The organism is Deltaproteobacteria bacterium RIFCSPHIGHO2_02_FULL_44_16 (assembly GCA_001798185.1).
GTDB lineage: Bacteria > UBA10199 > UBA10199 > 2-02-FULL-44-16 > 2-02-FULL-44-16 > 2-02-FULL-44-16.
Window position 1 is genome coordinate 1 of record MGRM01000027.1, and the last position, 18,026, is coordinate 18,026.

21 protein-coding genes and 1 tRNA gene are annotated in these 18,026 nt (G+C 42.8%); 13 read left to right on the forward strand and 9 right to left on the reverse strand.

The window, feature by feature from the left end; genetic code table 11:
• Positions 1 to 96 precede the first annotated feature (96 nt).
• Positions 97 to 312: an antitoxin gene (locus tag A3C46_02720; GenBank protein ID OGQ21511.1), complete on the reverse strand. Its 216-nt coding sequence runs from the start codon at positions 310 to 312 to the stop codon at positions 97 to 99.
• Positions 296 to 556, reverse strand: a complete 261-nt coding sequence (locus A3C46_02725) for a hypothetical protein (protein ID OGQ21512.1) — start codon at positions 554 to 556, stop codon at positions 296 to 298. The genes A3C46_02720 and A3C46_02725 overlap by 17 nt, the downstream gene beginning before the upstream one ends.
• Before the next feature lie 340 nt (positions 557 to 896).
• On the opposite strand from A3C46_02725, the gene A3C46_02730 reads away from it, so the two are divergent.
• From A3C46_02730 to A3C46_02745, 4 genes are read left to right on the forward strand one after another with little or no spacing between them, the layout of a single operon-like run.
• Positions 897 to 1,940 (forward strand): DUF2157 domain-containing protein, encoded by a 1,044-nt coding sequence (locus A3C46_02730; protein ID OGQ21513.1) that lies wholly within the window; start codon positions 897 to 899, stop codon positions 1,938 to 1,940.
• Positions 1,937 to 2,569 (forward strand): hypothetical protein, encoded by a 633-nt coding sequence (locus tag A3C46_02735; GenBank protein OGQ21514.1) that lies wholly within the window; start codon positions 1,937 to 1,939, stop codon positions 2,567 to 2,569. The genes A3C46_02730 and A3C46_02735 overlap by 4 nt, the downstream gene beginning before the upstream one ends.
• Positions 2,570 to 2,571: 2 nt before the next feature.
• Positions 2,572 to 3,891 (forward strand): hypothetical protein, encoded by a 1,320-nt coding sequence (locus tag A3C46_02740; protein OGQ21515.1) that lies wholly within the window; start codon positions 2,572 to 2,574, stop codon positions 3,889 to 3,891.
• Between the two features lie 48 nt (positions 3,892 to 3,939).
• A complete protein-coding gene (locus A3C46_02745; GenBank protein ID OGQ21516.1) occupies positions 3,940 to 4,464 on the forward strand; it encodes a hypothetical protein in 525 nt (174 codons plus the stop codon).
• Between the two features lie 17 nt (positions 4,465 to 4,481).
• On the opposite strand, the gene A3C46_02750 is transcribed toward A3C46_02745, so the two are convergent.
• Genes A3C46_02750 through A3C46_02760 form a run of 3 tightly spaced genes read right to left on the reverse strand, consistent with a single transcriptional unit; the run spans position 4,482 to position 6,575 of the window.
• The gene (locus tag A3C46_02750) at positions 4,482 to 4,706 is read right to left on the reverse strand and encodes a hypothetical protein (GenBank protein OGQ21517.1); all 225 of its coding nucleotides are present in this window, start codon (positions 4,704 to 4,706) and stop codon (positions 4,482 to 4,484) included.
• Positions 4,693 to 5,388, reverse strand: a complete 696-nt coding sequence (locus tag A3C46_02755) for a hypothetical protein (GenBank protein OGQ21518.1) — start codon at positions 5,386 to 5,388, stop codon at positions 4,693 to 4,695. The genes A3C46_02750 and A3C46_02755 overlap by 14 nt, the downstream gene beginning before the upstream one ends.
• A gap of 38 nt (positions 5,389 to 5,426) precedes the next feature.
• Positions 5,427 to 6,575, reverse strand: coding sequence for a cystathionine beta-lyase (locus A3C46_02760; GenBank protein ID OGQ21519.1), 1,149 nt, complete (start codon positions 6,573 to 6,575; stop codon positions 5,427 to 5,429).
• 107 nt (positions 6,576 to 6,682) lie between these two features.
• Here A3C46_02760 and A3C46_02765 point away from each other — a divergent pair, with 107 nt between their 5' ends.
• Positions 6,683 to 7,141 (forward strand): hypothetical protein, encoded by a 459-nt coding sequence (locus A3C46_02765; GenBank protein ID OGQ21520.1) that lies wholly within the window; start codon positions 6,683 to 6,685, stop codon positions 7,139 to 7,141.
• A 393-nt stretch (positions 7,142 to 7,534) separates the two neighbouring features.
• Here the strand turns inward: A3C46_02765 and A3C46_02770 are convergent, their stop codons facing one another.
• Positions 7,535 to 11,038 (reverse strand): hypothetical protein, encoded by a 3,504-nt coding sequence (locus A3C46_02770; GenBank protein ID OGQ21521.1) that lies wholly within the window; start codon positions 11,036 to 11,038, stop codon positions 7,535 to 7,537.
• Positions 11,039 to 11,132: 94 nt separating this feature from the next.
• Between A3C46_02770 and A3C46_02775 the strand changes: the two genes are divergently transcribed.
• Positions 11,133 to 12,155, forward strand: coding sequence for an aldo/keto reductase (locus A3C46_02775; GenBank protein OGQ21522.1), 1,023 nt, complete (start codon positions 11,133 to 11,135; stop codon positions 12,153 to 12,155).
• Here the strand turns inward: A3C46_02775 and A3C46_02780 are convergent, their stop codons facing one another.
• A complete protein-coding gene (locus tag A3C46_02780; GenBank protein OGQ21523.1) occupies positions 12,156 to 13,979 on the reverse strand; it encodes a hypothetical protein in 1,824 nt (607 codons plus the stop codon).
• Here A3C46_02780 and A3C46_02785 point away from each other — a divergent pair.
• The 7 genes from A3C46_02785 (at position 13,978) to A3C46_02815 (ending at position 16,768) form a co-directional block, all read left to right on the forward strand.
• Positions 13,978 to 14,184: a hypothetical protein gene (locus A3C46_02785; GenBank protein OGQ21524.1), complete on the forward strand. Its 207-nt coding sequence runs from the start codon at positions 13,978 to 13,980 to the stop codon at positions 14,182 to 14,184. The genes A3C46_02780 and A3C46_02785 overlap by 2 nt on opposite strands.
• Positions 14,185 to 14,214: 30 nt before the next feature.
• The gene (locus A3C46_02790) at positions 14,215 to 14,400 is read left to right on the forward strand and encodes a hypothetical protein (protein OGQ21525.1); all 186 of its coding nucleotides are present in this window, start codon (positions 14,215 to 14,217) and stop codon (positions 14,398 to 14,400) included.
• Positions 14,401 to 14,465: 65 nt separating this feature from the next.
• A tRNA-His gene (locus tag A3C46_02795) sits at positions 14,466 to 14,542 on the forward strand.
• A gap of 165 nt (positions 14,543 to 14,707) precedes the next feature.
• A complete protein-coding gene (locus A3C46_02800; GenBank protein ID OGQ21604.1) occupies positions 14,708 to 15,022 on the forward strand; it encodes a hypothetical protein in 315 nt (104 codons plus the stop codon).
• A gap of 13 nt (positions 15,023 to 15,035) precedes the next feature.
• Positions 15,036 to 15,227, forward strand: coding sequence for a hypothetical protein (locus A3C46_02805; GenBank protein ID OGQ21526.1), 192 nt, complete (start codon positions 15,036 to 15,038; stop codon positions 15,225 to 15,227).
• A gap of 47 nt (positions 15,228 to 15,274) precedes the next feature.
• Positions 15,275 to 15,775 carry a hypothetical protein gene (locus A3C46_02810; protein OGQ21527.1) on the forward strand — a complete coding sequence of 167 codons (501 nt, stop codon included), beginning with the start codon at positions 15,275 to 15,277 and terminating at the stop codon, positions 15,773 to 15,775.
• 6 nt (positions 15,776 to 15,781) lie between these two features.
• The gene (locus A3C46_02815; protein ID OGQ21528.1) at positions 15,782 to 16,768 is read left to right on the forward strand and encodes a hypothetical protein; all 987 of its coding nucleotides are present in this window, start codon (positions 15,782 to 15,784) and stop codon (positions 16,766 to 16,768) included.
• 598 nt (positions 16,769 to 17,366) lie between these two features.
• Here the strand turns inward: A3C46_02815 and A3C46_02820 are convergent.
• Together A3C46_02820 and A3C46_02825 are read right to left on the reverse strand one after the other, a co-directional pair.
• Positions 17,367 to 17,729, reverse strand: coding sequence for a hypothetical protein (locus A3C46_02820; protein OGQ21529.1), 363 nt, complete (start codon positions 17,727 to 17,729; stop codon positions 17,367 to 17,369).
• Between the two features lie 17 nt (positions 17,730 to 17,746).
• Positions 17,747 to 18,004, reverse strand: a complete 258-nt coding sequence (locus A3C46_02825) for a hypothetical protein (GenBank protein ID OGQ21530.1) — start codon at positions 18,002 to 18,004, stop codon at positions 17,747 to 17,749.
• Positions 18,005 to 18,026: the final 22 nt, after the last annotated feature.

Below are 18,026 nucleotides of genomic sequence, written 5' to 3' on the forward strand. Positions count from 1 at the left end.
AAAAATTCTTGGCGAATTTAAAGAAGAGTATGATGTTTTAGACCGTCGTTGTGAAGTTCTTACGATATCTGAACGTCATATTGGCGATTTTGTATCTTAAGCTGCCCATTTGAGAGAGAGTTTTTTGCGCCGTTTGACACAATCTAAAAGATAGAGATCGATGAGTTTTTGATACGGAACCCCAGTTTGATCAGCCATTTTTTTGAAATAATCAATGACTTCAGGGCTTAAGTTGATTCCCACAGCTTTCTTCTTCCCTATATAGGGATTTTTAATCTCTTTCATTTTGGAAAAATTATATTCTTTCTTCATAAAATTGTACCTCCTTCTTGGTGGCTTTTCTGGCCGAAATAATACGAATAACTGAGTCAGATTCTCGATAACAATGCACAATAATGAGAAGCCTTGATGCCGAGCTCATGCCTAAAATAATGAAGCGGTCTTCTGTATCAGAATGTTCATTGTCTAAAAAAACACGACTTAATGGGTCATCAAAAACGCTCTGAGCTTCTTCGAACCAAATACTGTGCTTGGAACGATTACTTTTGTTCTTCATTTCATCCCACTCGAATCGTATCACGTCTAGATAGTATATAGATATTAGAAAAATTACAAGAAAAGTTAATTTTCAAGTCATTTGTTTAAGGTTGCAAAATGTGACCTTAAACTTTTCAGTCAACTTGAGGTCGCAATTTGCGGCTTCAAGTTCACAACGAGTTGTTTTTATTAAGGTGCTAGCGATTTTTAAGGTCGCATTTTGCGACCTTAAGTTCATAATGTCTTGTTTTTCCAGTCAAAACACGAGAACAAATCTCGTTCACTTTTCCAGTGAAAATTGATATTTATCGCGAATCGAATTATCACCGGTCAACTCAAATCCTGTCGAAAGGGGAGTTATGAAAATTTCTCGGGAAGATTTGCAATGGGCAACCTCAAACGGACTCCTCACATCAGAGCAAGCCGCAACGCTTTGGCAGGCACTTGAAAATCGCTATCCCACGCGAGCTCGATTTGATGGCATTCATGTTGCTTATTATTTCGGTGCGTTGATTGTTATTTCCGCGATGGGGTGGTTCATGAATCGCGCATGGGAGCAATTTGGCGGTGATGGGATTTTTATCATTGCAACCATCTACGCGCTCTGCTTCCTTTTTATTGGTCAGAAACTCTGGACTAAACCTGGGCTGAAAACTCCGGGAGGACTTTTTTACACCATGGCTGTTTGTATGATCCCACTTGCGATCTATGGTCTGGAGAGAATGACAGGCATTTGGCCGCAAGGCGATCCTGGTTTCTATCAAGGCTATCATGTGTGGGTGAAGGGAAGCTGGTTTCTGCTGGAAATGGGAACAATTCTCGCAGCACTCATAACGCTCAAATTTATTCGCTTTCCATTTCTCATGGCACCGATTGCGCTTTCTCTTTGGTATATGTCGATGGATTTGGCGCCACTCCTTTTTGGCAAGACAGATTTTACGGTAGATGAGCGGAAGCTCGTGTCATTATGGTTTGGGCTGGCGATGCTCTGTGTGAGCTATGTCATCGATCGCCGCACAAAAGAAGATTATGCATTTTGGGGTTATCTTTTTGGTCTCTTTGCTTTTTGGGGAGGCCTCTCACTGATGGAGTCCACGAGTGAATGGAGCAAATTTCTGTATTGTCTTATTAATGTAGTACTCATCATGGTTTCCGTAATCTTGCAGCGACGTATGTTTATGGTGTTTGGTGTGCTCGGAGTGTTTGGCTATATTGGTCATCTGGCGTACAGAGTTTTTGAAAATTCACTTCTCTTTCCTTTTGCCCTGAGCATTTTTGGCATTTTCATTATTTATCTCGGTCTCCAATATCAACGCCATCGCATTTTTATCGAAACTTTCTTGTATCATTTAATTCCGGAAGGCTTGAGACAGTTCTTGCCAACCGAGAGAATTTCAAAATGAAAACATCACTTCAACTCCCAACCTGTACAGGAAAATATTGTTGTTTGATTCCCTTATCTGCAGACGAGATGGTGGATGATCTTTTTGCGGCAGCGCAAAGTGATGATCGGTTTTGGCAGTATATGCCGTATGGTCCGTTTAAAAATAGTGGAGAGATGCAAGCGTGGTTACTCTCCATGCAAAACTCTTCTTCTGATTTTATTTTTGGAGTGAAGCATAACACATCAAATCATTTTGTCGGTATGTGTGGTTATCTTGCGCATGTTCCTGATCATCGAAGAATCGAGATTGGACATGTCTGGTATGGAAGGGAAGCTCAAAAAACAAAAATCAATACGGAAGCGACCTATTTACTTTTAAAATATGCATTTGAAACATTGAACTATCGTCGTGCTGAATGGAAGTGTCACAGCGCTAACACGGAAAGTGAACGGACGGCGCTTCGTATGGGATTTGTATTTGAGGGACTTTTCCGAAATCACATGTGGGTCAAACATCAAAGTCGCGACACAAAATACTTTGCGATGATTGACAGCGAATGGCCAAAACATCGATCTGATTTTGAAAAGTATTTCAATTCCGAAGGTATGAGTCTAACGGTGTTAAAGAATTCATCAAAGGGAGGCTGAAGATGCAGAGAATATTAAAAAAGATTGTCATCATCTCAATGGGAAGTCTGCTTCTCCTTCAACCAAGTGTTGTTTTCTCCGCAACAAAACCTCTTCTCAATAGTGAAATGATTCAGAACAAATATGGAAGTTATGGTGTCAAAGTCCTGAAAAAAACTCCAACGCTCCGAGTGTCCAAACTCTATAGCACGCATGATGGAAAGGAGATTGCTCGTACATTGGCGTTTGTCATTTTTCCAAAGGTTATTGATGAACGAGTGCGCGAAGAGCATGTTTTGATTACCGAGAAATCTCAATCTATCGGCAGCACCTTCAAACAAAGAGGATGGATCGTTCAAAAGCAAAATAGATATTTCGGTATGCGTCCGGAAATACCAAAAAATGTTCGTCAACTCATGGGGGGAATTGAAGACCAGCCTTTGGTGCTTCATATATATGAATTATCCGTAGAGCAGGAAGGTAAGAAAATTCACTATTGTACTATCGCAGAGCTTCATCATCCGGACTATTTAACAACGAAGAAACTTAAAAAAATTTATGGGAAGCACACTGAAATATCAGCTCCTCATACGATTTCACTTGATGAGATTTTGAAACTTGTAGATGCAGAGTTAGAAAAAATAACAGTTCTGTTTCAGGAAGCCAAATTCGATTTTCAAGCTGAAAAAGCAACTATTACGAAGAACGGAAAAGTTGTTCGCTATATTGGAACAATGAGTGATGAAAATGTGCAACGTTTATTGAAAGAAACAGAAGGTCAAAAAATTAAAAAGCTCATTATTTCTTCAAGTGGCGGCGAAACATGTTCAGCAATTGAGTTTGGTTTCTGGGTTGCAAAAAATAAGATTGATGTTGATGTGGAGAGAGCTTGTCTTTCCTCGTGTGCGAATTATGTTTTTCCTGCGGCGAAAAAGAAGAAAATTTATCAACATGCGGTTGTTGCGTGGCATGGAAACATGCGTCAAAAAGATCTTCTTTCTGAGGTGGAACTGAAGAAATATGCTCAGGAGATGTTTAAGAGCATGCCAGCAGATGAACGAAAACTGCTTGGGAATAGCAATGCGTTGTTCCAAAAAATGAAAACACATACAGAATTTTGTCGAACAAGAGAAGATGAATTTTTTAAATTGGTTGGTGTTGATGAATATGTATGCAGAATTGGAAATGAAAAATATGATGCTCAAGGATTTTTCTTTATGTCCAAAAATGATATGGAACACTTTGGTATCAAAAATATCAGCATGCCAAAAAATTACGAGAAAACAAATTTAGATGAATTCCGCAAAAGAGCACCTTTTGATTTTATCCGTCTGCAACACTGATCGACGCGAACAGATCTCTTGAATTTATGTGACAAAGGCCTTTTAAAAATGGAAAAAAGAGGAAAAGAGGATCATTTCGTGACAAGACTCATAAAAGAGATCGCTCCATTGCCAGACACGCTTGTTCAATCAGCATTGTCTGGTGCAGATTATCGAGATGCATTTGCGGTGGATGTCCCTTCGGGGCGTTATGCTACCATCACTGATTTTGCTCGTGCTTACTTTCTAGCTCAGCCGGCATGGTTAAGAATTATTAGCATGAATCAATTGTCGCGAACGAAGATGGAACAAAACGTAAAAAGTGCAAAGTTCGCACCGGGCGAGGCGATCGGTTCATGGAAAATATATGCCCGCAATGATCACGAAATTGTCTTTGGTGAATCCTTAGGATTTATGACCTACCGTTTTTCTCTTTCTTTGAAACAGGGATCTCAGACAGATACGGTGATGGCGTCAACTATTACCAAAATAAATTCTCGTTTTGGAAAAATCTATTTTTTTCTCGTGAGACTTCTGCACAAACGTTTTGTACGATTAACACTTCGATATGCAATTTCTGAAAATGTGTCTTAAGTTTTCAGGATGTGTGTTTATTTTTTCTGCGTTAGAAGCGCTGGATCATCGGTAAACACCGCATCAGCTCCAAGGTCGCGAGCTTTTTTGTAGTCTTCCGCAGTGTTAATTCCAAAAAAGACAATTTTTGCACCCGTCATTGTTCGTGTGCACGCAACACTTTCCGATGTCCACATTTGAAAGGGAACCTTGACGCAGGTTTTACCCATTTTTGTCGTGTCGCAAACCTCAAGCTCTCGCACCAGTTCGTAGGCAATCCATTGTTGCGGATTTTTTTTCAACTTTACAGTCATTTGTGCCATCAATAATCATAAGACGTTTTAAACTCGGTTCTCGATCTTCAAAAATAACCGCATCTGGTTTTTGTGCATGAAGCGCTTTCGTATGCTCTGCGGAGGTGGAATAAAAACGAAGCCTTGGCCATTCTTTTTCTGGAACCGATTTTACAACTGCAGCAATAAGGGTTTCAGCCGGCAGTGATTTAAAATCGACAACAATTGGCATGTTTGGAATTTTTTCCAAAACTTCGTTGAGCATTGGGATGCGCAGTTCCTCTGGATTACATTGCGTTTTATACGTTTGAGGCCCTTGATATTTTGCGCTCGTATCAAGTGCTGTCACTTCTGCCGCTGTCTTGTCGGCAATAGCTCCTTTACTCTCTGTCCACATCGAGAGATCTTCAGGATGATAAAGAACAACAACGTCATCTTTCGTCACTTGGACGTCGAGTTCAAGAGCAGCTACTTTTTGCTGAACATTATGTCGAAAAGCACAGAGTGTATTTTCTGGAAAATTTAATTTCCCACCACGATGAGCAATGATTTCTGGTTTTGCCATATGCGATCCTTTTCTTTTGGGATGAGCATTTTCAAATGGGAATGCTGAAAATACGATCATGAGGAGAATCAGTCTTTTCTTGAACATGGAGCCTCCCTATCAACAAATGAGATTTGCAGCAAGAGCTATGCAAGCGCTTGTTTGAAATCTTCAAGTAAATCATGTGCTGATTCGATCCCCACAGAAACGCGGATGAGTGTATCAGAGACACCAGCTTTCATACGTTCTTCGTAACCCATGGCAGCATGCGAAGTTTTTGCAGGGCAACAGAGTAATGTTTCCACGCCACCAAGGCTCACCGCTTTGGTGTCGAGATTCAGTTTCTGAAAAAAACTCTCGGTGTGTGTTGCATCGCCGTCGATTTCAAAACTGAGCATGCCGCTAAAGCCATCCAGAAACTCCCGCGCGAAATGATGTTGTGGATGCGTGGTGAGACCTGGATATGAAACAGTTTTGACCTTGGGATGCTGCGAAAGCATTTCAGCAAGTTGCTTCGCATTCTGATGATGTTGCTTCATGCGAATCGCTAATGTTTTGAGACCACGGTGGAGCAAAAAACAGGCGTGGGGATCGAGCGCTGCGCCAAGATAGTGCATGGTTTGAAGCATTGCTGTGATGTACTGTTTTTTCCCGATGGCAGCGCCAGCGATGAGATCCGAATGTCCATTCAAATATTTTGTAGCGCTATGGAGTGAGACATCAAATCCAAGTTCAGCAGGACGAAAGTTGATCGGAGTTGCAAACGTGTTGTCTGTCATTGAGATCAAATTATGTTCGCGAGCAAAATCGACAACAGCTTTGAGATGAGGAACTTCCATAAGCGGATTAGTAATCGTTTCAATATAGATTGCTTTTGTATTTGGTTTTATTTTTTTCTTCCAGTGTGTGGGATCAGTTGCATCAATAAAATCACAGCTGATGCCAAACGAAGCAGCGTGTTTCTGGAAAAAATTCATGGTGCCGCCATAGAGCGATTGATGGGCTAAGAGGTGGTCTCCATGTTTGAGGGTCGCAAGGAGCGCTGTGGTAATCGCGGCCATGCCACTGGAAAAGACAAGGGCTGCTTCAGCATGTTCAAGCGCTGCAAGTTTGTGATGAAGTACTTCATGATTCGGGAGATTCGATCTTCGGATGTATTTTGTATCCCCTTGTTGCGCATCATTATATTCATAAGCAGATGATTGAAAAATCGGCAGCGTTACTTCACCCTCATAAGATGTTTCCCTTTCGCCAGCATGAATGACGGCAGTTTCAAGTGTGTAAGATTTTTTCATATTTTCTCCTGTTTTCTCTACCTAAAAGATCGTCATTCATTTCACAAGCTGCTTCATTGACACTGCTAAAGTGCTAGGCTACGAAATCTGAAAGAGAAGGAGGACGTATGACACTTACCTTAAAAAGTAATGGATTTGATGCGAATGGACTGATTCCTCAAAAGTTTACGTGCGACGGGAAAGATATTTCTCCTGAACTTGAGTGGAGTGGGGTCCCTGCTGGAACAAAATCATTAGCACTTATCGTCGATGATCCTGACGCTCCGATGGGAACGTGGGACCACTGGCTTCTCTTTAATATTCCAATGAACGTTACGAAATTTTCTGAAGGGATGAAAGCACGACCACTCGGAACGATTGAAGGAAAAAATAGTTGGAATCGAACAGGTTATGGTGGGCCGTGTCCTCCAGATCGCGAACATCGCTACTTTTTCAAACTCTATGCGCTTGATACGACACTGAGTCTGAAAACAGGCGCGACGAAAAAAGAAATTGAAAAAGCGATGCAAGGGCACATCCTCGCACAAACAGAATTGATCGGAAGATACGATCGTCCACGACGATAACTTTTGCAAACGCATATAATATGGAAGACACAACCTTCAATCGAAAATTGATTCGAACTTTCGTTGTGGTTCGTTCCGGCTTCTTTTCTGCACTGTTCCCTTTGTTGCTCTGCCATTTTTTATTTATGGAATGAATATTATTCGAAAAAACAGGGTTGTTTGTCCGATACCAAATAGTGTTGTCGGAGGTATACCCTTATGAAGGATGATCTGATTTATCTCCAGCATATCTCCGATGCTCTCAAGAAGATATTTTCGTATACTCACGATGGAAAAGAAGTATTTTTTTTTTGATCGTTCAAAGTTTGATGCTCATGGGACAACTTGCGTTTCGTTCGATTTATAGTTTGAGCCTTGTGCATCTTTTTGGAAGTGATTTTACAAGAGGAATGATCACTTCTTATGATATTCAATTTTTGGTGATGGAAGAGGCGTAACGTTTTGAGGTGTTATTTTTCTTATCTGCATCCCCTGGACTTCCACAAGTTGACGGCCTTCATAACCAAAGGTGTATCGACTTCTCTCAGAGCTTTGAATTTCTGTGATCAAAGATCGCTCACGTTTCGCTGCAAACGATGAAGGTTCCAAGGTTGAATGAACCAGGTCATCGTGAATTTCAGATGTTGGTATTTTTGTTTCTTCATCTGCGTAGTTCCGAAGAAAAATGAGAAGCTTTTGTAAAAAACGGGGGTGTCCCTTCGTGGCTGTATCCACCGCATAAGCAAGAGTTCTTTGACTATTGCGTATCCACGCATTTCCAATTGTTGCCCAATCTTCGTCCGCATCACTTTTCCCATATTCTTCCGCAAAATCTGCTGGATCTGAAGAATCTGCATGTAAACGAGTGAAAGCTTCCCGATCTTCATCTGAAATATGAAAAAAGAGCGGATGGACCGCTGCATGAGCGATCGTATCAATGTCAACATCCTCATAGAGTTCCATTCGGTAACGAAGAGGTTCTCCTCTTCGTGTGCGACCATCAGGGACGACAAGCTCCTGTAGACCTGATGCATGTTTCCGTTTGTCGTGAGAGTGACGTTCGACCCCGATGAAGCGATTTTTTACATGGAGCGGTATTTTGGTCAGTATCTCACGCGCTGCAACAACAGTGCGATCCGAAATTTTTTCTCCCTTGAAGTTAAAAATAATGACGGTCATGTCGGAGCTTTGATGTGGTTTTGCTGGATCTGGTGTGTTTCCAAGGAGAAGCATCGGTTTTATGTCTCCCTCGATTGTTGCAGGAGCAATGACCAGTTGTGAATATGAGTAACTACGATGCGCTTCATCTGCCACTGTTTGGGAATGATCATGCATCCCAAGTTGGAGACCCTGTGCGACGAGCTGCCAGTCCTGCATGCGTTCAGGGTTAAAGGTTCCCTGTCGTAGCCGATCAAGGTCTTGCTGATTCAAATAGATATATTTTCCGTTTTCTGCAGCGATCCTTCTGGCATTTGGGTCCGGATTATTCGCAATCGTGTCATAAAATTCCGATGCGCTCATGACACTTTCTGAAGGAATCTGTCCCCGAACTTCAAGGTTCGTGACAGCGTGTGAAAGATTTGCAAATTGTACTCCCTGTCCAGAAGCGAGTTGCTGAAAATGTTTTGCGGCTGCAAATGTGCGTGGTGAGAACGGTTCCTGACGAAGAGCCTGTTCATAGAAGTGGGCAGTTGCTGAAAATTTTTCCTTTGGAAAGAGGCCATCGACTTGAAGTGTGTAGAGATCATTAATTGCCAGACCTAATGATTTTTTATCGGTCAAACTTTCTGATGATACTGCCTCATTGATAAGAAATATTGCAAGAGGTTGGGCCCGAGCAAAGTTGATCCTACCATAACGATCTAGAATTGCGCGAAGCGCATTCCGGCCATGGAGTGTTTTGGCGATGTCGCGATTGTTCAGAATTTCATCTGCAATATCTAACATGGTCTTTGCAGCATCATCCCCAAACATCTGACCACTTACAGCGTCAATCAGTCGCGGATCGTGCGTTCTCGCCCACTCTTCTTTGATCCAGTCGTTATAATCTTCCTGAAGATTCTCATAGCGTTTAGCGAGTTGATGCAAAAGATTTGCCCATGGCGCAGAACTTTGCTCGCCCATTTCTGGATATTCAGCTTCGGCTGCGCGAGCGAGCCTTTCAAATTCCGCTCTTTGGTCTGATGGGGAAAGAGTCTTTTCAAGAAGTCGTGTCCAGAGTTCTTGGGGTGGTCCTTCATACGATCGTCTAACAAGTTTAAAATAGACGAGATTATCGTTTGCCGCATCAGATGGCGCAGGAATATATCCTGGTTCAAGATCAGCTCGAAGATAGCCAGCTACATGTTGGAGCCAGCCTAGTGCATGCTGATTTATAAGTGCGAGAAGCGTTTCACGCTTCCCTGATGTCGGTTGATCCGAAGTTTTATTCAAGATGACGCGTGCGACTTCATTCCATTGATCCTTCCATGCTGGATTAATTGAGGTCACAAGCGTGAGTGTTTTTGCCAATGCTTCGACATAAGCTTGTTCAGCTGGTCGATAGGGTGCATTTCCGACAGGAAGAGCTTTGAGAGCTTCAATACCTTTATGAGCAATGACGGTGAGAAAATAATTTATATTTCCAACGGTATTGGAAGGATTCTGCAGCAGATTTTTGGAGAGTCCCTTGAGCTCAAGTGTGCTCCCTGTCAATTTCCCCCAGATTGCATCACGGATGTGGAAAGGTGCGTGCTGCATTTTTTGAGCGAGCGCGCTTTCAAAAGAGATACGTGCATATAAAAGAGATCGCTCTCCTTCAATCGAATCTTTTTTTCGTAGTGGACCGACAGGTTGCTTCAGATAAGCATTTGCAACATAACGATGGAGCGTTGCATTGTTGACTTCAAGAAAACGAGAAAGAGTGGTGTAGGCGCCCATACGTGTGTATGCGTTAGGACTGTTGAGAGCGTTTGCCACACGATCGATCACTTCGAGAAGTCTTCGCATCTCAAGTGTCGCTCTTCCTTTTTGAGGTGCGAGGAGTGCTGCAGCTGTAACAGCTGACATCCATTCAAGAGGTTTAGCTTCAGTTGCAGCCATGACAACATCATAGAGGGCTTCGAGAGAGGCTAGAGTTGGAACAAGTGCGGGTTCCTGATCTGTAATCTCGCGTGCAACTTCATAATGATCCAGTTTGAAGAGTTCTTCCCATCGCTTCTTTTGTGTCGCTTTATCAAATCGAACGTTTTCAAAAATAGGGGTTGCAAACGTGGCTGTGGTTGCTCCGTTTGGCAATTGAGCAAGTTTATATAAATATCGGTAAACTCCTTCGGTAAGATAAAGATCACGATTATCTTTGAGAAAATCAAAGGGTCGCATTCCTCTGATATGAAATCCGCCATGAAGTTTGCTCAGCCAATTTGCATAGTTTTCATATTCTCCAACCGGAGCGCGCACAGAACTTCCATTTTCTGCATCGAGGCCAATGAAGGTTTGAAAATCAGATCGATCCGATTTCCCTTGAAAGCCGATTACTCCACTCGGTTTTCCATCGACCATGGGCAAATCGGTTTCGGAGAAATAGAGCGTATAAAAGATGCCACCTTCGCGAAGTGGTTTTGCCCAATAAACACCATGGTGCGGACCAAAGGAAATTCTCTGTTTTTCAGTTCCGACATCCAATTGAAGACGATATTCTTTTTCATCAACAGTGACAGTAACTTCAATTTGCTTTCCCGTTTGCTTTCCAAAAAGGGGAATATTTTTCGGGTGAATATGCTCTATCGGTGTTAACGGAGTTGGTTGAAATCCATCAGTCGGTTGCAAAGAGGACGGATCTTTTTTTGGGAGAGTTTTCGGTTCTGGTGAACCAACCGTGCCTGAACGAATGAAAGAAAGGATGTGATTGATAAAAGTCATGTGGTTTAAATAAAGCAAAGTCTATGCCAGAAAATGAATTCTTAACATTTGATTTTTTCAAGTGAATTTGAAAATGTTTCTATAAAGCTGGAGACAAAATACCCGGAGAAGAATGAAATATCGACCATTTGGAAAAACAGGAGTCAATGTCTCTGAGATTGGAGTAGGAACTTGGAGCATGGGGGGCATGTGGGGTGCTCGCGACGACACACAAGCGATCAAGGCGATGATTCGCGCGATCGAGCATGGTGTGACCTTTATCGATACCGCATGGATTTATGGCAATGGTCACAGTGAACAGTTGATCGCCAAAACATTTCAGGAAATGAAACGATCGGTTTTTGTCGCCACAAAAATTCCTCCCAACAATTTGGAATGGCCCGCGCGTGTGAGCGTTCCTCTGCACAAGGCATATACAGCTGATCATATTGTGAAATATACCGAGATCAGTTTGAATAACTTAAATGTCGACTCACTTGATCTTCAGCAACTGCATGTGTGGACTGATCGTTGGCAAGAAGGCTTTGAGGACTCTCTTTTGACGGCGATTGAAAAACTCAAACGACAAGGGAAAATACGTTTCTTTGGGGTTTCACTCAATGCGCATGATCCGAACAGTGGTTTGCGGCTCGTGAAGTCGGGTCTTATCGATAGCGTCCAAGTGATCTATAATATTTTTGATCAAACTCCTGAAGAAAAACTTTTTCCTGTATGTGAATTTTATAATGTTGCTGTCATTGCGCGTTGCCCGTTTGATGAAGGGGCCCTAGCGGGAGCGCTGACTCCTGACACGAATTTTGAACTTCGCGATTGGAGGCGTTCTTATTTCCGTGGAAAACGATTGGAAGAGACATGCGATCGCGTTGAAAAACTAGAATTTCTCATTCGACCAGATCGCACGCTTGCACAAACAGCGCTTCAATTTTGTCTTGCACATCCTGCGATCACAACGGTCATTCCCAGCATGCGGACGATGAAACATGTGGATGAAAATTGTGCTGCATCCCATGGAAAGTATCTCAGCGAAGAAGAACTCCGTCTTCTCAAACACCACGCTTGGCCACGAAATTTTTACATGCGTGCTCCAGGGACGCTTGTCAGAATCCTCAGAAAACTCGGTTTGTTTCGTCTCTGATTACGGCAACACCACAATCGTTTCAATCTGCCCAGTTATTCCACTTTCCGTACTTACAGAATCGGCAACATCAGATGCTGTTGGATTAAGCGTCCCCGTGACATACTGATTGTCTGATTCGCGAAGCGCGCTGAAAAAGAGTTTCGATTCGTCGCGCGGATCCTTAATGACTTCATACATCTCATAGCCATTTAAAAGTTCGGTGTTATTTGTCTTGGTATTTCCCATTTTGTGAAATTCAAAAGCTCCATCGGTTGCATTGAATGCACTGCAATAGATGATGTTGTCGATCGTCCAGCAATTATCGACCGAGAGGTTGTCATTTGACAGTCGCGTAATCGATCGTGCGTCAGGGTCATCGTCATCATAATTCACATGAGCAAGTGCGTTGTAACTCGATCTCCAATTGCTTCCCGGATCTTCGCACCATTCGTGATTGAGGTCCCAACCACCTGGAATCGTGATGGTACAGGCAGAAGTGGTGACACCATTGTAACAGCCACCGGAGGTTGACCATGTTCCGCCAGCGCTTGTGCACGCATTTTGTGTGATGTGTTCCTGCAGCTCTCCATCTTTGGTGCACGATCCGGTGCCGTTATCTACACAGATATCGCACGTCCAGGTTCCCGCTTTTTTATCGAGGATCGCGCCGACAAGATAGATTTCTTCAACATTGTCACTATCGGTATCTGCAAGGAGAATTTTTTTCGGTTTGTTATTTCCGCCGATCATGCTTTTTGTTTCTTCACAGCGCGTGCGCTGTGTTGCTTTTGAATTTGCATTGCCATCGATGTCTGATTCAATATAGCGCCACACATCGATGGAACAATCTGCAATTTCTGTCGATCGGCTGCTGCCACTGGCATCGGGATTGTATCGATAGAGACAGGCGTCATCCCATTCCGGAAGTGTGGCCTGAAGCGGATCCGGACCATAGAGGAGAACTTTTCCGGAATGCGTTCCGTTTTCAATCGCCTTAAACGTAAAATCCCACCATCCGCGAGAGATGACCTGTCGTTCACCGTCAGTGGTGACGATGTAGAGAGAACTTTCTCCATCACATTTTGATGATGTCGATGTGATACCGGTGTGCAAGACAGCGCCGTCAGGTGTGACGGTAAATTCGCGGAAACAGATGTTGGCGTTGATGACCTCAGTGACCTGGTCGCTTGCAGGGTCATAGCGAAGAAGAACATCTTTCCAGTTTCCGGGAACGTGCATGGGGAAATAAAAACGGTTATTCGAGTCCTTTTGTACGCTTTTTGGGCTTGAATCCCAGGTATTGAATTCGAGCTGATTTGTCACACATTTCAGCGCTGCATTCTCTTCGTCGAGACTCACGAGATACACCTGACAGGTGAAAGGAGAAGAGGGTGACCAGGGATCCTTATAGTTTGCAATGCTGACGCCGTTTGCCGTTTCGGTATAAATAAACGGATGTTCAAAGACGAGAAGTCCGTAATTTCCTGCCACCGCAATAATCGAGAGTTTTGGAAGATCCGCAAGTTGACCCTCTGTGGCTGAGAGGACCTCTTTGACACCACTGCTTGTCACGGCCCAGAGTGGAGATTTTGTGCTGATAACGCCGTCGCTTCCATTTTGTTTTCGCGTGCTTGCGGATTCAGAACTGACGGCAGAAGAATTTTCCTGGGTTGTAAAAAGCGCCTGGGCATCGGACACATTTGCCTTGAGCACAATGGCTTCTGTACCGCACCAGCCGCCACCTGCACAGTCGCCACTTTTGTTCTCTGCCCCACTTCCACTACCACCGCAGGCTGAAAGAAATAAAAAAAGAATACACATGGAAGAATGAATTTTTTTCATGGTCCCCTCCTTGTTTTGGAACAAACAAACAACTTTTGCACAGAATGTACCAACTCTCGCTTATTTTCTCCTTTTATTTTCAAAGAGTTATATGAAGTCCATCGAAGCAGTGGGTTTTTTTCTTCCCAAAGAAAGTCGGATGAGGTGGTGTGACATGGTGACATATGGTGTGAATGATATTGCTTCTGTTTTTAAATTTGTTTAGTGTACGCCACCTAAAATGAAAGGAGGTAGTATGCGGTTACTGAGTCTATTGATGTTGGTGCTGTTTGTTTCGTTGGGTGTTGGGTGCCAGAAGAAGGAAGAGATACAGCCAGAGCTACAGACCGAAATGTCGAGTCCGACAGACACAGACCAACAAGCTCCAGAAGCTGCACCAGATGCACCTTCTGGCGAACAACAGCCGACTCAAAATCAGTAAAAGTTTTACCCTCTTCGTGAGACGTATGGCGATATGAAACATACGTCTCACTGATGAGAGAGATGGTGGCTGTAGCTCAGTCGGTTAGAGCGCCTGGCTGTGGCCCAGGAGGTCGAGGGTTCGAACCCCTTCAGCCACCCCATAAAAAAACTCTTGGAGTTCCAAGAGCTTTTTTATTGCCTCGATAAAAACTTCAAGCACGACAAGAATCAGACAAAATGAAAAATGATTTGACACTATGAGTATAGTGTAAGTACACTATGTTATGGCTCAGTGGAAATTCGTGGAATGGTTGCTCATTTGGCTCCTGGAAACTTCTCATTTCGACTTCGATTGGGATCATGGTAATAAGACCAAGAATGTTTCTAAGCATGGTATTTTGCTTGCTGAAGCAGAAGAAATTTTCAAGTCAGGTTTAGCTCTTCCGTTGGGTATTCAAGTTCATCCTCTGATGGACGAACAACGTTTAGGAATTGTAGGGCCAACGTTTTCAGGTCGAATGCTTCAAGAGGTTTTTGTTTTAAGGGAGGGTCGTGTTCGAATCATTAGCGCCAGGCCGGCTCATCGCAAAGAAAGGAGACAGTATGAAGAAATCTTACGTAAAATCGCTCAAGGAATATAAAGGAATAGTACAGTTGGATGCCTCCAAAATTCTTGAGGCGATGAAAAGGTATAAAAATGAACGCAAAAGGCCCACGAGTGTTGCGTTGGACGATGCGACAATTTCAGAATTGAAAAAAGTGGCCGAAAAGCAAGGTATTCCGTATCAAGTATTGATTCGCGTGTTCATTTTGGATGGATTGGAACGACTCAAAAAAGCTGCTTAAATAAATGAACACCGAATGAAGAGCACGTTGAAAAATAGGAAATTTTTGTGGATAAAAAGAACTCTGAAAAATGGATTGCTAAGACAATTTTACCGCCGTTGATAACGGGGATTTTCATTTTGATTACGGCGCTTTTAACAAGTTCTTATTTAACCAAAGAGCAATATGAAGCTGATCTTATCATCGACTTATTGCCTAAACTGACCAGTAATAATGAAAAAGAAAATAAATATGCTCTTTACGCCCTTAAAGTTGGGATTGCTGAAGATCGATTCAAAGATTTTGTAGGTTTAGTCGCAACGGAATATGCTAACGAAATACGAATCCAGCTTGAATCAAAGAATTTGAAGGGGGCTAGAGAAATTATAAAAAAAGCGGCTTATGTAGACGGTATTGTTTATGATCGCACCGTAGAAATCTTAAAAGAGCAAGACGAATCTATGATGAGTAAGCTTTTATGTCATAAGAAAGTTCCTATCATTTTTGCTACAACCAGTGGACTATATACGGAATATACTCTCATTGAAGAAAACTGCCCAAGTGAATGAAGCACCATGGCGAGATGTATTTATCGTAATCACAATTTTTCAAAGGACCATCCTTCCTCAAGGGAACATATAATTCCGGAGTTCCTTGGTGGATTTTGGTGGGAACGGTTTGCCTGCTCAAGGTGCAACAGTGAGCTTGGGAGTGCAACAGATTCCGAATGGCAAAAGAATCATGAAGTCATACGGGCGTTGACGGAGTTGCGGATGCCCGTCGATCCCAACGTCTTCCGAAGAACACAAAAGCCTCCAACCGAAACAAATGAGAAACCAAGATACGAGCTTGTCGGATATGCGAAGACCAAAGCTCCTTTTTTTGTGGATCGGCCAAGAGGCGTGGTCAATATTGATAGCAACTTTGTAGAGGATCGTGAAAAAGGTTCTACGGCTATCTCCGGTATCATTCAATCGGACTATGGAGTGTCCAAAGCTGAGGCATCTCAAATTGCAAAGGAAGCGATTGAGCAACTTGTACGTCTAGCGCCCGGCAAAACCGCTCGGATAGAAAAAACTTTCCCCACAGGCAAACTCATCATCTCATCGTCTCCGATAGAAGTTGAAGGCACGGTTAACATGCTAGACCACTTCAAACCCACGATTCCGGTCAGGTCCGTGGTCAAAATCGCCTACGGATTTGCCGCCGTCCTTTTGAAGGATGATATTCTTTGCGAGGAATATGAGAAGTTCAGAAAATTTCTCATGATCCCGGATAGCGGTGAAAAAATACGAGCACTGGCTTTGGATACGGTATGGGAAAATCTCCAACCAATTCATGTCTTAGGGGTGAGGGCGAGACATGGGAAATTGTACGTTGTCGTAATACTCTTTCATTGCATGGGATTTGTTATCGAGCTTGGCCCCGCAAAATATTTGACTGACGCTCAATGCCTTTTCGACATCAAGAAAAAAACGGCTGAACTCTGTCATTTTGCTTCTGAATCAGAAGTGGCAATCAATGAAATCCTTGAGAAAGAATTTAAGGGAGAAATAAGTTAGACCTCCAGGGGAGCCTCTTAGATGACCGAAAACCATCTATGTACTCGAAAAAGCTCCTGCAGACACTTTTTATTCAATACAGTTTGTTTGTACCTCGGGATCGCTAGATTTGTGCGTAATAGTAGTCTGTCCCTTGTCCCTTAATTCATTAAAGTTAATATAGGATTGAGCTAAGATTTGATAATGCTTACAGGACTCCATATCATCAAACTGAGCGGGCACATCACATTTCCATTCTTCAATAACTTTAGAACAGTGTTGGTATTTAACTTTAGCCGGGCTGCATCCCATAGAAAAAAGTACAAAAATGAATATTAATAGGGCCCGATTTGGGTTCATTTCGGTGTGACTACGGCTAGAATAGTGAAAGGTCAAGTTCAAGATTGGCAATATGCGTATCAAAGGGATAGGAGCATTGGGCTTTGTAGGTAAAACCAGTTGCCGAGTTAGGCGGCCAAGGCGAACTCCTTGCAGGCGGTTCTAAAATCGTCTATGTATCCACGCCAAATTTACATCAGCAAAATTCTCGCATCAAAATCCTGTGGAAAATTGGAGAAGATCGACATCAAAACGTTAGAGCAGGCGTATCAACAATAAATCATCCGCCGATGAACGGATCATGATGAATTGAAATCACCGATTTTTGAGGATGCATGCACCAGTTGAATTGATTCAACAGATTCATGCCAATGAGTCCATCAATATTGTATCGATCTGGAAGATCAAGCGCGGCAACTTCAAAATCTTCAAATATCTTTCCAAAGACTTCAAACTTACCGACCTTCAAACAGTAGCCAAACTCTTTTCCAATCACTGATTCGGTTTTGAATGGTTTGGTCATGTCACGAGCTGAGTATCCAATGGAGTCGATGCGAGAAGTACGGATTACAGTCATATAAGCACCCGTATCAATGATAAATTTTCCAGAAAAGGTAAATGTTGGGCTACTCACTGTAGCCATTGTAAACGGAACCCCCTTTAAGAGGTTGTATTTATAATTTGCCATAAGAGAGGACCAACGGGATTCTCAGGAAGGATATCTCCTGTAAACCGTATTTCGACAGAAGGAATAACTGACCAAAGTTTTTTTAATTCTACTGTAAAAAACGCTTCATCAGCATTATGTGCAACCACTTTTCCGCTTATGTTTCCATACGGCAAATCAGTTTCACCTTCTTGATCAACAATAGCGACCCACTCGTCAGGATACTGTTGCTTCATCTCTTCCCACGTCATTTTTTGTCTCACAGGGTTTCTC

What these genes read in the sequence shown, in the direction of transcription:
- A3C46_02720 (OGQ21511.1), bottom strand. Translation starts at nt 312, where the DNA reads ATGAAGAAAGAATATAATTTTTCCAAAATGAAAGAGATTAAAAATCCC.
- A3C46_02725 (OGQ21512.1), bottom strand. Translation starts at nt 556, where the DNA reads ATGAAGAACAAAAGTAATCGTTCCAAGCACAGTATTTGGTTCGAAGAA.
- A3C46_02730 (OGQ21513.1), top strand. Translation starts at nt 897, where the DNA reads ATGAAAATTTCTCGGGAAGATTTGCAATGGGCAACCTCAAACGGACTC.
- A3C46_02735 (OGQ21514.1), top strand. Translation starts at nt 1,937, where the DNA reads ATGAAAACATCACTTCAACTCCCAACCTGTACAGGAAAATATTGTTGT.
- A3C46_02740 (OGQ21515.1), top strand. Translation starts at nt 2,572, where the DNA reads ATGCAGAGAATATTAAAAAAGATTGTCATCATCTCAATGGGAAGTCTG.
- A3C46_02745 (OGQ21516.1), top strand. Translation starts at nt 3,940, where the DNA reads ATGGAAAAAAGAGGAAAAGAGGATCATTTCGTGACAAGACTCATAAAA.
- A3C46_02755 (OGQ21518.1), bottom strand. Translation starts at nt 5,388, where the DNA reads ATGTTCAAGAAAAGACTGATTCTCCTCATGATCGTATTTTCAGCATTC.
- A3C46_02760 (OGQ21519.1), bottom strand. Translation starts at nt 6,575, where the DNA reads ATGAAAAAATCTTACACACTTGAAACTGCCGTCATTCATGCTGGCGAA.
- A3C46_02765 (OGQ21520.1), top strand. Translation starts at nt 6,683, where the DNA reads ATGACACTTACCTTAAAAAGTAATGGATTTGATGCGAATGGACTGATT.
- A3C46_02775 (OGQ21522.1), top strand. Translation starts at nt 11,133, where the DNA reads ATGAAATATCGACCATTTGGAAAAACAGGAGTCAATGTCTCTGAGATT.
- A3C46_02785 (OGQ21524.1), top strand. Translation starts at nt 13,978, where the DNA reads ATGGTCCCCTCCTTGTTTTGGAACAAACAAACAACTTTTGCACAGAAT.
- A3C46_02780 (OGQ21523.1), bottom strand. Translation starts at nt 13,979, where the DNA reads ATGAAAAAAATTCATTCTTCCATGTGTATTCTTTTTTTATTTCTTTCA.
- A3C46_02790 (OGQ21525.1), top strand. Translation starts at nt 14,215, where the DNA reads ATGCGGTTACTGAGTCTATTGATGTTGGTGCTGTTTGTTTCGTTGGGT.
- A3C46_02815 (OGQ21528.1), top strand. Translation starts at nt 15,782, where the DNA reads ATGGCGAGATGTATTTATCGTAATCACAATTTTTCAAAGGACCATCCT.
- A3C46_02820 (OGQ21529.1), bottom strand. Translation starts at nt 17,729, where the DNA reads ATGGCTACAGTGAGTAGCCCAACATTTACCTTTTCTGGAAAATTTATC.
- A3C46_02825 (OGQ21530.1), bottom strand. Translation starts at nt 18,004, where the DNA reads ATGACGTGGGAAGAGATGAAGCAACAGTATCCTGACGAGTGGGTCGCT.